Origin of the sequence: Longimicrobium sp. (assembly GCA_036389135.1) — a bacterium.
GTDB lineage: Bacteria > Gemmatimonadota > Gemmatimonadetes > Longimicrobiales > Longimicrobiaceae > Longimicrobium.
Genome location: DASVQP010000070.1, coordinates 132,557 through 145,516, shown reverse-complemented (window position 1 = coordinate 145,516; position 12,960 = coordinate 132,557). Strand labels below are relative to the sequence as shown.

The window sequence follows — 12,960 nt, the reverse complement described above, 5'->3', positions numbered from 1 at the left end:
GGTCGAAAGACCTAACCGGCGCATATCAGGCGGATTCATCGTCGTTTTGGCCTTGGGGGCGCCCCTCCTACCATATCGTGGCGGCGCGTAGAAGGTTGCCACACGCACCTTGACACGGGTGCCCTTCCATATCAGGGGCAGACCTGCGTGTTCCCTGCGTGTCTGCCCACCCCCACCCCCGCTCGGGCCGCGCCACACGCACGAATTCCGTAGGGGCCGCCCCACGTGGCTGCCCGTGCCATCCCCCGCGCCGCAACCTGCCACGCGGCACCAATGCATTGCAAACGCCCCTCCCCCAGGTGGTTATTGGGGGAGGGGCCGTGAGTTGACGAGCGGGGGAGGGGGCCTGCCTGCGCCTACCGGAACGCCCTGCGCGACACCAGCGTGGGCGCGCGGGCCAGGAGGCGGCCCAGCTTGCGGCGCTCGCCGCGCCAGCCGTCGTCGTAGCCGACGTCGCGGGTGGAGCCGGCGTCGGCCTGCGCGAGGAGGGGGTTCACCGGGCGGCCCTTGCGGCGCACCTCGTAGTGCAGGTGCGGGCCGGTCGCGAGGCCCGAGGAGCCCACGTAGCCGATCACGTCGCCCTGGTGCACCGGCATCCCCGCGGCGACGGCGGGGGAGATGCGCGACAGGTGGGCGTAGCGTGTGGCGTAGCCGTTGGGATGCTGGATCTCCACCATGTTGCCGTAGCCGCCGCGCGGCGCCGCGTACGACACGCTCCCGTCGCCCGTGGCCCGCACCGGGGTGCCGTAGCCGGCCGCCAGGTCCACGCCGGTGTGCGGCAGGATGCGGCGCAGCAGCGGGTGCATCCGGTCCAGCTTGAAGGGCGAGGTCACGCGCACGGCGGCCAGCGGGCCGCTCCAGGCGGCCGGGTCCAGCGAGCGGCCCAGGTCGTCGTAGTAGCCGGGCGCCTCGCCCTGGTCGTACAGGAAGACGGTGTGCATCCCCCCGCCCACAGCGGCCTCGGCGGCGAGCACCTGGATGGAACGGGTGGTGCCGTCCGGCCGCCGGGTGCGCTCGTACGCCACCCGCAGCCGCCCGCCCCCGCTCAGCGCCCCGCCCTCCAGCACCGGCATGTAGATCTTGTCCAGGTGCCGCCCCACCATCCCACGCTCCGCCGGCGACAGGTCGCTGGCCAGCGTGGCGAGCGCCTCGGTGAAGGAACCGCGCGCGAAGCCGCCCACGAAGAGCGTGTCCACCGTGACGGCCGGAGCCGCGTGGATGGCGGCGAGCACCATCGGCGGGTCGGCGGGCGCGGTGCTGCCGGCACGGGCGAGCGCGGCCACGCCTGCCAGCGCGACGGCGGCCAGTGCGGCGCCCGCCAGGAGCGGCGGCGCGTGCTTGCGTATGGAGGCGGGGAGGTACATCGGCAACAGGGGTGCGGCGACGCGGCGGCGAGGGCCGGAGACGGGTGCGCGTGGCTGTGGGGGGGAAGTGAAGATAATGCGACTTCGCGCGGTGCGGAAGGATTTCGTGCGGGAAGGTGCCCGGACGCGCACATTTCCTGAACGAAGCGCGCTCAGAACGTTGATCCTGCGCCTGATCTCGTGCGCGTAGTGAAGGAGACGGTCTCCGCGACCCGCACCGCCCCGGACTATGTTCGGACCATGTGCTGGGTCCGGACCTGCGCGTGCGGTGCACCGCACGTTCAGGTGGAACGAGGCCCCGAACACGTGCTGGACCCAGGCGACCGGCGGAGGTCGTCTCCTTCGGGCGCCGCACGGGACCGTGGGGCACGGCGGGGGTCGGGGTCGGCGGCTCTCTCAGGAAGTGGGGTTCGGGTGAGAACTTCCAGCCCGGCAGAGTGCGCGGGAGTCTCGCCTTGTGCATCCGCGGCGCTCTTCGTAATCTGAACCCGCTTTCACCCCTTCCGGTTCGCGATCCTCGTAATTCCCTGATGATGCCAGCAGTTTCGATGCGTTTTCCGCGCGCCCTGGTGCCCCTGGCCGCGCTCCTGGTTGCCGCCGCGCCGGCCGGTGCGCAGGGCCGCTTCGTCCCCGCGCTGTCGGTGGTGCAGATCAACGACGTGTACCGCATCGACGCGGTGGAGAACGGGCACGTTGGCGGGCTGGGGCGCGTCACTACGCTGGTGGAGCGCACCCGCCGCGCCTGGAGCCACCCGGTGATGATATTCCACGCCGGCGACTTCATCGCCCCCTCGCTGGAGAGCAAGCTCTTCGCGGGGGAGCAGATGATCGACGCGCTGAACTTCGTCCACGCGCGCGCGCCGATGCTGGTGGTGCCCGGCAACCACGAGTTCGACGAGCGGGACCCCGCGATGTTCCGCAACGCGGTGCGCGGGTCGCGCTTCCCCTGGCTGGCCGGCAACCTGACCGTCACCGACAGCGCCACTCCGCGGCTGGCGCGGGACACCATCATCGCGGCGGGCGGGATGAAGATCGGCGTCTTCACGCTGACGTTCCTGGATGCGCAGCGCACGTATGCCCGCGCGGACAGCGCCTTCCTGGAGATCGCCGAGCGGCAGATCCGCGACCTGGAGCGGCGCGGCGCGGATGCCATCGTGGCGATCACCCACCTGGAGCTCGTGACCGACCGCCAGATCGCCGCGCTGCGCCGCCGCCATCCCAAGTTCGTGTGGATCGCGGGCGGGCACGATCACTTCCTCATCCAGGACCCGCTCACCGCCGGCACCGCGCTGATCACCAAGGGCGACTCCAACGCTCGGCGCGTGTGGCGCGTGATGATCGGCCGCGACGGGCGCCGCCCCGCCGTGCGCGCCGAGGCGGTGGCGCTGGATTCCACCGTGGAGATCGACCCCGCCTACCAGCGCGAGGTGACGGCGAAGTGGGCAGCGCGGCTGCGCGGGCGCATCCCCACCTTTGACGTCGCCATCGGCCGCACCACCGCGCCGCTGGACGCCACCGAGGAGACGGTGCGCAACTCCGAGAGCTCGTGGGGCAACTGGCTGGCGGACCGCATGCGCCGCGCCTTCCCCACGCAGGCGGCGGACGTGGCGGTGCTGAACGGCGGGTCGCTGCGCATCGACGACGTGATCCGCGACTCCGTCCGTTGGGAGCACGTGGAGCGCACCTTTGGCTTCCCGACCTCGGTGGGCCTCGTCTGGCTGCGCGGGCGCGACCTGCGCAAGGCGGTGCTGGAGAACTCCGTATCCGGCGGGCGCGGCGAGGGGCGCTTCCTCCAGGTCTCCGGCCTCCGCTACACCTTCGACCGAACCCGCCCCGTCGGCGACCGCGTCACCCGCGTCGAGATCCAGCGCGACAGCGGCTGGGCCCCGCTCGAGGAGGAGCGCGTCTACGTGGTCGCCGTCCCCGACTACATCTTTGGCAACGGCGACGGCTACCGCTTCCGCGAGCTCGCCACGCAGGCCGTCCCCCCCGGCCCCTCGCTGAAGTGGCTGGCCGTGCAGGGCTTGCTGGATGCCTATGCGCGCGGCCAGGCGATCACGGCAGGGGTGGAGGGGCGGATTACGGAAACCGGGGCGAGAACTGAAGTGCGTTAGTGCGCACCCCTCTCCAAACTTATCGATCGATGCCAATGTCCGAATCCTTCTCGCCGAGCGAGCTGGTGCTTCTCCTCGGCGAACGTTTCGCGGGGGCGGGGAGCTTCACGCAGGGCAAGGAAGAGCTGCTGACCGGCGCCGCGACTGTGGCGCAGAACGAGCTCGCGCGGGAGGTGCTCACCGTCGCGCTCCTGGCGATGGAGCACGCGGGGGAGATCCGCATTGCCAACGAGAAGCGGAAGGCGATGCTGGGGCTTACGACGCGCCAGGCGCTGGTGGCCGAGGCGACGGGGAGCCGCGCGGTGTGGCCTGCCGGCAGCCTGGAGGGCGAGCTGCGCGAGACGATCAACGCGTCGCGCTCGGAGGTGTACGACGTCGTCTACCGCTGGCTGGGGAACGACATGGCCTCGCCCGAGCGCCACGTGCTGGACCGGGTCAAGCGCGGTCTGGTGGGGCGCGGCCTGGTGCATCGCGAGGAGAAGCGCACCCTCAAGATCTTCGTCTCCCACGACGACACACTCCCCGACGCCACCCGCGCCCTCCTCGCCGCCGAGTCGCCGGATGCGCTGCTGGGGCTGCTCCGCGCGCCCGGCCGCGCCGAGGTGGTGGATCTCATCCGAAAGCAGGTGACGAAGGCGCTCAACCGCCGCACCGAAGACGACGACTGACCCACGGGGACATTGAAGATGGCTTCCAGCGGAAAGATCTTCGCGGGAACGATTGCGCTGGTGCTGGCGCTCACGGGCGTCATCGTGGGCGCGGCCATGTGGAACGCGGACCGCACCAGCAAGCGCCTCACCGCCGAGGCGGATGCGATCGGCCTCGTCGCCACCCCCACGAAGTGGTGGGACAGCATCGACGAGGAGAACAAGGAGGGCCACACGCTGACCTTTGCCTACGTGGGGCCCAAGAACCAGGTCTTCACGCGCAAGATGGACGAGATCGAGTGGTACGACTCCACCCGGCGCTACAAGGTCTGCTACAACCCCCAGAACGGCGACGACTGGCGCCTCTACCCCGAGGACCACGTCTGCGGCGAATAGCGAGTTCGTGATGCGGGGTTTTGGGGCCCGATGTGCCCGGGCGCCGGCACCGGGGGCTGAAGCCCCCGGCTGGAACCACGGGAAGACCGCTGAAGCGGTCTCGTGCGCCGCGGGTAACGGAGCAGTCCCGTAACACGGGCGCGATGAATCGCGCCCCTACAGGATCTGTGCGTCCCACGCTGCAGTTCTCCCCCTCACCCGTCCTGCGCCCCCGCAGGCGGGGGAGGGGGTCGGGGGGAGGGGGCCTCTGCGCGGCACCAAACCCGCCGAAACAAACCCAAGCCCCCTCTCCCGATAACAGAGGGCGGAGCCCTCTCCTATTATCGGGAGAGGGGGCAGTCGAGTGTAACGAGACGGGGGTGAGGGCCCTCACACCGCCGCCCTCCCCAGCACCTCCCGCACCTGCTCCAGCCCCGCCCCCGGACGCCGCTCCAGGATCAGCGCCACGATCCCGGTGATGTGCGGCGCCGCGAACGAGGGGCCGGACATCACCTCCTCGCACCCACCCAGCCACCGCAAGCGCTGATTCGTCCCCGCCGCCGTGCACTCGGCGAGAGCGCCGGGGCGATGGCGGAAGTCCCACGGCGAGGGGAAGTCGCCCGCGTCCACGCCGATGACCTCGTCGAAGGCGGCCGGGTAGGTGGCAGGCCCCGCGTTGGGCGATGAAGCGACGATCAGCATCCCGCCACGGCGGGCGCGGGCGCAGGCGGCGAGGAGCGGGGCGCGCTCGTGCTCCAGCGTCGTGCCGAGACTCAGGTTCACGAGGGGGATCGACTCCTCCGCGGCCCAATCGATCCCCGCCCGCAACGCCGCCGGGGAGGTCTCGAGCTGCCCGCCGAAGACGCGGATGGGGACGATGGTGGCCGCGGGCGCCAGGCGCAGGATGAGGTCCGCGCAGGCGGTGCCGTGGCCCAGGCGGTCGTGGTCGTCGTCGGTGCGCAGGAGGGTGAAGTCGTCGTCCGGGTCGGTGAGCCCCACGCCGGGGAGGACACGCGGGTCGGAGAGGGTGCGGTCCCAGCCGGTGTCGATCACCCCGACGCGGACGCCGCGGCCCGTGGCGTCGCCCAGCAGCTCGCGGATCCGGGGTGGGGGCTCGGGAGTCATGGAGGGTGCGGGAAGTGGAAGCGGGGAAACGCCGGTGCACAACTTGCCGGTCGCCCGCGGTCCATGCTACACCCAAACCGCACGGAGGCGAAGATGGCTCGTTACGGCACAGAATTCTACGGAAGCGACTATTCCGGCAACCGCGGGCGCCACCCGCTCTACGGGCAGGGCGGAGCACCCGACCGGGGGCTCGGCTACGGTCGGGGCGGCGAGTACGGTACCGACAACGGCTGGGTGACCGGCACCGGTCCCGCCGGCGCGCAGGGCGGCGGAGGGCAGACGCGCGGCGGCAACGCGGGCGGGCAGGGGCAGGCCAAGCGCGGCGCCGAGCGCGCCCGCGACATCATGACCGAGAACCCCGAGGCCGTCACCCCCTCCACCACCCTCGGCGAGGTGGCGCGGCGCATGGCCGAGCTGGACGTCGGCATCCTTCCCGTGGTGGACGATCCGGAAGTGCGGCGGCTGCGCGGCGTGGTGACCGACCGCGACCTGGTGGTGCGCGGAATGGCGCGCGGGCTGGGCGACTCGGCCACGGTTGCGGAGTGCATGACCCCCAACGTCTCCACCGTCAACCGCAACGCCTCCGTGCGCCAGGTGATGGACGTCATGCGGCGCGAGCAGGTGCGGCGCGTGCCCGTGACCGACGGCGAGGGGCGCCTGGTGGGGATCATCGCCCAGGCCGACCTGGCGGTGCACTACGCCGGCCTCGATCCGGAACGCGAGATCGAGGTGGAGGAGGTGCTGGAGCGCATCTCCGAGCCCGGTCGTGCGCGCTTCCGCTCCGGGGGGTACGACCGGGACCACGGCGCGGGCATCGCCGGCCGCGTCCGCGGCGGGCTCTCGGAGGTGCAGCGCGGCGCCCGCCAGCTCCTGGACCGCGCCCGCGACATCATCGACTGAAGGCACGTCCGGCGTGGGGCACGGAGGACTCCCGTGCTCCGCACCGTTTTTCCAGAATCTGCTTCGAAGCCTTGACATCCAATCGCCGTCAGTTCATCATGTGTCTCGGAATTTAAACTCGTTTAAAATACCCATTCGCACCGTTCGTGAAGCTGATCTCACTTCGCTTTACAGCCGCACTGTCATTGGCCGCCCTCATGGGGACGACGGCGTGCGCGCCTCCGGAGCCCGCCTCCAGCCAGGGCCGCCTCAACGTCGTCACCACCGTGGGGATGATCCGTGACGTCGTGCAGAACGTCGGCGGTGAGCACGTGCACGCGACGGGGCTCATGGGCCCGGGCGTGGACCCGCACCTGTACAAGGCGAGCGAGGGGGACGTGCGGCGGCTCTTCCGGGCGGATGTCGTCTTCTATGGCGGGCTGCACCTGGAGGCCAAGATGGCCGAGGTGCTGGAGGAGATGGGCGGCCGCACGCGCGTCGTTGCGGTCACCGACGGCATCCCGCGCGACCGGCTCCTGGCGCCGGCGGAGTTCCAGGGGGCGTACGATCCGCACGTCTGGTTCGACGTGAGCATGTGGGAGATGACGGTGGACACCATCGCCTCCACCCTGGCCGCCGCCGACCCCGCGAACGCCGCCGCCTACCGCCGCAATGCCGCGGCGTACCATGCGCGGCTGGACTCGCTGGATGCCTACGTGCGCGCGCAGGCGGAGCGGGTGCCGCGCCCACAGCGGGTGCTGGTGACGGCGCACGACGCCTTCAACTACTTCGGCCGCGCATACGGCTTCCAGGTGCGCGGGCTGCAGGGGATCAGCACCGCGTCGGAGGCGGGGACGGGCGACGTGCAGGCGCTGGCGGAGTTCATCGCGCGGCGGCGCATCCCGGCCGTCTTCGTGGAGTCGTCCATCCCGCGGCGCACCATCGAGGCGGTGCAGGAAGCGGTGCGCGACCGCGGCTGGGACGTGCGGATCGGCGGCTCGCTCTACTCGGACGCCATGGGCAATCCGGGAACCCCGGAGGGGACGTACGACGGAATGGTCCGCCACAACATCGACACCCTGGTGGGCGCGCTGCTGCGCGGTCCTGGAGAACGGAATGACTGACGGCGCCAAGACGCTCGCCATCGAAGTCAACGACCTGACGGTGGCGTACCGAGACAAGCCCGTGCTGTGGGACGTGGACCTGGAGGTGCCGCAGGGCGTGCTGATGGCCATCGTCGGTCCCAACGGCGCCGGTAAGAGCACCCTGATCAAGGCGATCCTCGGCCTGGTGCGCACCGCCGCGGGCCAGGTGTGCATCCACGGCCGCCCCTACCGCCAGGCGCGCGGGATGGTGGCCTACGTCCCCCAGCGCGGAAGCGTGGACTGGGACTTCCCCACCTCCGTGCTGGACGTGGTGATGATGGGCCGCTACGGCGCCCTCGGCTGGCTGCGCCGCCCGGGGAAGCGCGAGCGCGAGCGCGCCATGGACGCCCTGCGCCAGGTGGGCATGGAGGCCTTTGCCGAGCGCCAGATCTCGCAGCTCTCGGGCGGGCAGCAGCAGCGCGTCTTCCTGGCCCGCGCCCTGGTGCAGGACGCCGAGCTCTACCTGATGGACGAGCCTTTCCAGGGCGTCGACGCCAAGACGGAGCGCGCCATCGTCTCCGTCCTCCAGGAGCTGCGCCGCGCCGGCAAGACGGTCGTCGTCGTGCACCACGACCTGGAAACGGTCCCGGAGTACTTCGACTGGGTCCTCCTGCTGAACGTGCGCCGCATCGCCGACGGACCGGTGGGTGAGGTCTTCACCGAGGAGAACCTGCGCCAGACGTATGGCGGGCGTCTGCCGTTCCTGACGCGCAACGGCGGCTCGCCGGCCGGGGCGTCGCTGCACGCGGCCGACTGAAAAAGCAGGGATGGGGGATGAGGTTGAACATCCCTGGTTCCGACGGCTTTCCCCCATCCCCCATCCCTAATCCCCCTTCCCTGCAGTTCATGGATCTTCTCACCGACTACACCCTTCGCACGGTCGCACTGGGCGCGGCGGCACTGGGGCTCACCAGCGGCGCGCTCGGTTCGTTCGCGGTGCTGCGCAAGCAGAGCCTGCTGGGCGACGCCATCTCGCACGCGGCGCTCCCCGGCATCGCGCTCGCCTTCCTCCTCACGGGGAGCAAGGCGACGCCGGTGCTGGTGGCGGGGGCCGCGGTGGCGGGGTGGTTGGGGACGCTGGCGGTGATGAAGATCACCGGCGCCACCCGCGTCAAGGAAGACAGCGCGCTGGGGATCGTCCTCTCCGTCTTCTTTGGATTCGGGTTGGTGCTGCTCACCTACGTGCAGAAGCAGCCCGACGCCAGCCAGGCCGGGCTCGACCGCTTCCTCTTTGGCCAGGCCGCCACCCTCCTGCACCGCGACGTCCTCCTCATCTCCGGGCTGGGGGCGGCGGCGCTGCTGGGGGCGGCGATCTTTTGGAAGGAGTTCAAGCTCCTCGCCTTCGACCCCGACTATGGCGCCTCGCTCGGCTTCCCCATGCGCGCGGTGGACGTGATCCTCACGACGCTCCTGGTCGTCTCCATCGTCATCGGCCTGCAGACGGTCGGAGTGGTGCTGATGAGCGCGATGGTGGTGGCGCCGGCAGCGGCGGCGCGGCAGTGGACCGACCGCATGGGGAGGATGGTGGCCGTCGCCGGGTTCTTTGGCGCTCTGGCGGGAGTGAGCGGCGCGGTGCTCAGCTCGCTCACGGAGCACCTCCCCACCGGGCCCACCATCGTCCTTTGCCTGACGGGGCTGGTGGTGCTCTCGATCCTCTTCGCCCCCAACCGCGGGGTGCTGTGGGAGACGGTGCGCGACCGCCGCAACCGCAGCCGCCTGCACATGGATGCCGTGCTCGGCAACCTGGACGACCTGGCCCGCCACCACGCCGACCCGCAGCACGGCCACGCCGCGGCGGTGCTGGAGGCGATGCACCCCGGCGCGCACAGCGAGCTGCGCGAGATGGAGGCGCGTGGGTGGGCGCGCCGCACGGGCAGGGACGAGTGGGCCATCACCCCCGCCGGCCGCGGCGAGGCGGAGCGGCGCGCGGGCCTGCGCGGGGAGGACGACCGATGATCATCGCGCCCGAGCAGGAGATCCAGTGGATCGCGGCCGTCACCGCCGCGGCCTGCGCCCTCCCCGGCGTCTTCCTGGTGCTGCGCAGGATGGCGCTGATGAGCGACGCCATCTCGCACTCCATCCTCCTGGGGATCGTTCTCGCCTTCTTCGCGACCGGCAACATCGCCTCGCCGCTCCTGATCGCCGCGGCGGCGGCCACCGGCGTGCTCACGGTGACGCTGGTGGAGCTCCTCCACCGCACGCGCCGCGTCAAGGAAGACGCCGCCATCGGCCTCGTCTTCCCCGCGCTCTTCAGCGTGGGCGTCATCCTGATCTCGCGCTACGCCGGCAACGTGCACCTGGACGTGGACGCGGTGCTGCTGGGGGAGCTGGCCTTCGCCCCCTTCAACCGCTACTCCTGGGGCGGCATGGACCTGGGCCCGCGCACGCTCTGGGTGATGGGCGCCATCCTCCTGCTGAACGCCGCCTTCATCGGCGCGTTCTTCAAGGAGCTGAAGCTCACCACCTTTGACACCGCGCTGGCCGGTGCCCTCGGCTTCGCGCCGGGCGCGCTGCACTACGCCTTCATGACGCTGGTCTCGATCACGGCGGTCGGCGCGTTCGACGCGGTGGGCTCGGTGCTGGTGGTGGCGCTGATGATCGCCCCGCCGGCCGCCGCCTACCTGATCACCGACCGCCTGCCGCGGATGATGGCGCTCAGCGTGGCGATCGGGGTGGCGAGCGCGCTGGCGGGGTACTGGATGTCGTACCTGCTCGACGTCTCCATCGCCGGCTCCATGGCTACGTGCACCGGCGTCGCCTTCTTCCTGGCCTTCCTCCTCGCGCCGGAGCGCGGGGTGGTGGCGGTGGCGCGGCGCCGTGCCCGCCAGCGCTGGGAGTTCGCGCAGGCGATCCTCACGATCCACCTGCTGGACCACGAGGGCTCCCCGCAGGCCGCCGTGGAGAGCCGCGAGCGCCACCTCCACGAGCACCTGCGCTGGGCGCCCGACTTCGCCCGCGTCGTCGTGCGCCGCGCCGAAAGCGCCGGCCTCCTCACCCGCACCGGCGAGCACCTCGCCCTCACCGACGAAGGCCGCGCCTCCGCCCGCGAGACGATGGCCAACGTGTAGCGCTTCGCATTCGCCATCGCCCGCGCAGCATTGGACACGACCTGGCGGAGTTAAGGCGTTGGGCAGGTTAGCGATGGAACTTGGGCCGGAACGCTGTTATGGTTCTCCATACTTCTTATGGAGAGGTGAGCATGAACGACAAGGTCGTAATCAGCGGCGCTGGGCGAGGACAGAGTGCCACGCTTCCATCGGAGTTGATGGAGAAGATGGGATTGCAGGAAGGCGCTTCGCTGTACGTGGTCAAGACGGATGCGGGGGTGCTCCTTACTCCCTTCGATCCGGACTTGGAGGAATCGCTTGAGGCATTCGAGGTGCTGAACGCGAAGTACTCCAACGTGATGCGCGAGCTTGCGAAGTAGGCGGGCAAGTGGAAGAGCCTCGCTGGCTCACGCCGATGGCCGTCGATCTGCTGCACAGGATCGATTGAGCTATACGGCGGCAGCCACGGTGTTCGCGACACGGCGTTGATCGAGTCAGCGCTTTCGCGTCCCGTCAATCGATGGATGTACGCTCCAGAGTGTGACCTCGCGGACATCGCCGCGAGCTACGCGTATGGACTCGCGAAAAACCATGGCTACGTAGACGGGATAAGAGGGTCGCATTCGCAGCAATGTTCGTCTTCCTCTACCGGAACGGGGTACTCCTGGAGGCGCCCGAACCAGATGCGACCGTGACGATGGTCGCCGTTGCGTCAGGCGAGTGGGGGGAGGACGACTTGGCGGAGTGGATACGAGGTCGGATCGTTCCTCGAAATTAACGACCAGTGGGCGCCGATCCGATCCTGCGCCCGCCGTCTGTCTGCTGCCCGCCATCGCGCCGGAACGGCGATTGCGCTGAGAGGCCGGACTTGCTCGTGCAGGTCCGGCCGCGTGCTATGGTACGTGGCCCTCCGACGCATCCCGACGCCGAAGGACACGATGATCTCCTCCCACGAACCTCTTGCGCGGACGATGGCCAACAGCGTCCGCGACGCCCGCGAATCGCTGGTGGGACGCTGGCTGGAGCGGATCGTGGACCGCGTGGCGATTCATCCCACCAACATCTTCCCCTCCGAAGAGCTGCTGAACCACGTACCGCTGCTGGTGGACGGGATCGCGGACTACGTGGGCGACGTCGCCGCCGAGATCACGGCGGACGTGCCGGTGGTGGCGAAGGCGATGGAGCTGGGGGCGCTTCGCCACGCGCAGGGCTTCGAGGCGCACCAGATCCTCAAGGAGTACGAGATCCTCGGCGGGATCCTCTTCGACCACCTGGCGGAGACGGCGGAGCGGATGGGCCCCGGCTGCTCGCCCGCGGAGCTCTTGGCCTGCTCGCACCGCGTGTTTCGCGCGGTGGCGGTGATCCAGCAGTACACCACGAACCACTTCCTCTCGCTGGCCGAGGCGCGGGTGAGGGAGCGCGAGGACCGGCTGCGCGCCTTCAACCGCTCGCTCACGCACGAGATGAAGAACCGCATCAACACCGTGCGCGGCGCCAACGAGATGCTGCGCGAGGAGTGGGTGGGGAGCGTCGCGTCACAGCGGGAGAAGTTCACGGACATCATCGCCCGCAACGCGGACGGCATGCAGAGCGTTCTGGAAGACCTGCTGGAGCTCTCGCGCGTGGAGACGGACGGCGGGCAGGCGTCTCGCAACATCCTCCTGTACGATGCCGCCGCGGAGGTGGCGCGCCAGCTCCGCGATTTCGCGGAGGCGCGACGCGTGCGCGTGGAGCTCGCGCCCGACCTGCCCATCGTGGAGGTCCCCGCCGCGGCCGTGGAGCTGTGCCTCACCAACTACGTGTCGAACGCAATCAAGTACCGCGACCCCGGGAAGCCGGACCACTGGGTGCGCGTGGAGGGCACCGTGCGCGACGGCGACCCGTGCGAGGTGATCGTGCGGGTGCGCGACAATGGCCTGGGAGTGCCTGAGGAGGCGCGCCCGGAGCTCTTTCGCCGCTTCTTCCGCGCCCACGAGGGCACCGTCACCGGCGAGGAGGGCACCGGCCTGGGCCTGGCCATCGTGCGCGAGACCATCGAGTCGGTGGGCGGCCGCGCCTGGGCCGAGTTCGACCCCACGGACGGCACCGTGTTCGCCATCTCGTTCCCCTGCCTGATCGCCGAGGTGTTGCCGGCGACGGGCGGTCTTTCCGTTTGAACCGTAACAGCGTCTCACACAGAGCCACAGAGGAAAACGGCAAGAGGACGGAGAGAACCTCGAGCTTTTCCTCCGTGTCCTCTCTGTTTCCTTCGCGTCTCTGTGTGA

The 12,960-nt window shown here is 70.3% G+C and carries 12 protein-coding genes; 10 read left to right on the top strand and 2 right to left on the bottom strand.

What is annotated here, in order from left to right; genetic code table 11:
• Window positions 1–356: 356 nt before the first annotated feature.
• Window positions 357–1,364: a M23 family metallopeptidase gene (locus tag VF584_17165; GenBank protein ID HEX8211910.1), complete on the bottom strand. Its 1,008-nt coding sequence runs from the start codon at window positions 1,362–1,364 to the stop codon at window positions 357–359.
• 548 nt (window positions 1,365–1,912) lie between these two features.
• On the opposite strand from VF584_17165, the gene VF584_17160 reads away from it, so the two are divergent.
• The 3 genes from VF584_17160 to VF584_17150 are packed head-to-tail and all read left to right on the top strand — an operon-like array spanning window position 1,913 to window position 4,521.
• Complete coding sequence (locus VF584_17160) at window positions 1,913–3,478, top strand: 5'-nucleotidase C-terminal domain-containing protein (protein ID HEX8211909.1); 1,566 nt, start codon at window positions 1,913–1,915, stop codon at window positions 3,476–3,478.
• 35 nt (window positions 3,479–3,513) lie between these two features.
• Window positions 3,514–4,146, top strand: coding sequence for a hypothetical protein (locus VF584_17155; protein ID HEX8211908.1), 633 nt, complete (start codon window positions 3,514–3,516; stop codon window positions 4,144–4,146).
• A gap of 18 nt (window positions 4,147–4,164) precedes the next feature.
• Window positions 4,165–4,521, top strand: coding sequence for a hypothetical protein (locus VF584_17150; GenBank protein HEX8211907.1), 357 nt, complete (start codon window positions 4,165–4,167; stop codon window positions 4,519–4,521).
• A gap of 369 nt (window positions 4,522–4,890) precedes the next feature.
• Here VF584_17150 and VF584_17145 read toward each other — a convergent pair whose 3' ends face one another.
• Window positions 4,891–5,625: a S8 family serine peptidase gene (locus tag VF584_17145; GenBank protein ID HEX8211906.1), complete on the bottom strand. Its 735-nt coding sequence runs from the start codon at window positions 5,623–5,625 to the stop codon at window positions 4,891–4,893.
• A gap of 93 nt (window positions 5,626–5,718) precedes the next feature.
• Between VF584_17145 and VF584_17140 the strand changes: the two genes are divergently transcribed.
• The 7 genes from VF584_17140 (at window position 5,719) to VF584_17110 (ending at window position 12,852) form a co-directional block, all read left to right on the top strand.
• A complete protein-coding gene (locus tag VF584_17140; protein HEX8211905.1) occupies window positions 5,719–6,525 on the top strand; it encodes a CBS domain-containing protein in 807 nt (268 codons plus the stop codon).
• A 146-nt stretch (window positions 6,526–6,671) separates the two neighbouring features.
• The gene (locus tag VF584_17135) at window positions 6,672–7,628 is read left to right on the top strand and encodes a zinc ABC transporter substrate-binding protein (GenBank protein HEX8211904.1); all 957 of its coding nucleotides are present in this window, start codon (window positions 6,672–6,674) and stop codon (window positions 7,626–7,628) included.
• Window positions 7,621–8,406, top strand: coding sequence for a metal ABC transporter ATP-binding protein (locus VF584_17130; GenBank protein ID HEX8211903.1), 786 nt, complete (start codon window positions 7,621–7,623; stop codon window positions 8,404–8,406). The genes VF584_17135 and VF584_17130 overlap by 8 nt, the downstream gene beginning before the upstream one ends.
• An 89-nt stretch (window positions 8,407–8,495) precedes the next feature.
• The gene (locus VF584_17125) at window positions 8,496–9,605 is read left to right on the top strand and encodes a metal ABC transporter permease (GenBank protein ID HEX8211902.1); all 1,110 of its coding nucleotides are present in this window, start codon (window positions 8,496–8,498) and stop codon (window positions 9,603–9,605) included.
• Window positions 9,602–10,717: a metal ABC transporter permease gene (locus VF584_17120; protein HEX8211901.1), complete on the top strand. Its 1,116-nt coding sequence runs from the start codon at window positions 9,602–9,604 to the stop codon at window positions 10,715–10,717. Before VF584_17125 ends, VF584_17120 begins: the two co-directional genes overlap by 4 nt.
• 131 nt (window positions 10,718–10,848) lie before the next feature.
• The gene (locus tag VF584_17115) at window positions 10,849–11,076 is read left to right on the top strand and encodes a hypothetical protein (GenBank protein ID HEX8211900.1); all 228 of its coding nucleotides are present in this window, start codon (window positions 10,849–10,851) and stop codon (window positions 11,074–11,076) included.
• A gap of 558 nt (window positions 11,077–11,634) precedes the next feature.
• Window positions 11,635–12,852, top strand: coding sequence for a sensor histidine kinase (locus VF584_17110; protein ID HEX8211899.1), 1,218 nt, complete (start codon window positions 11,635–11,637; stop codon window positions 12,850–12,852).
• Window positions 12,853–12,960 lie beyond the last annotated feature (108 nt).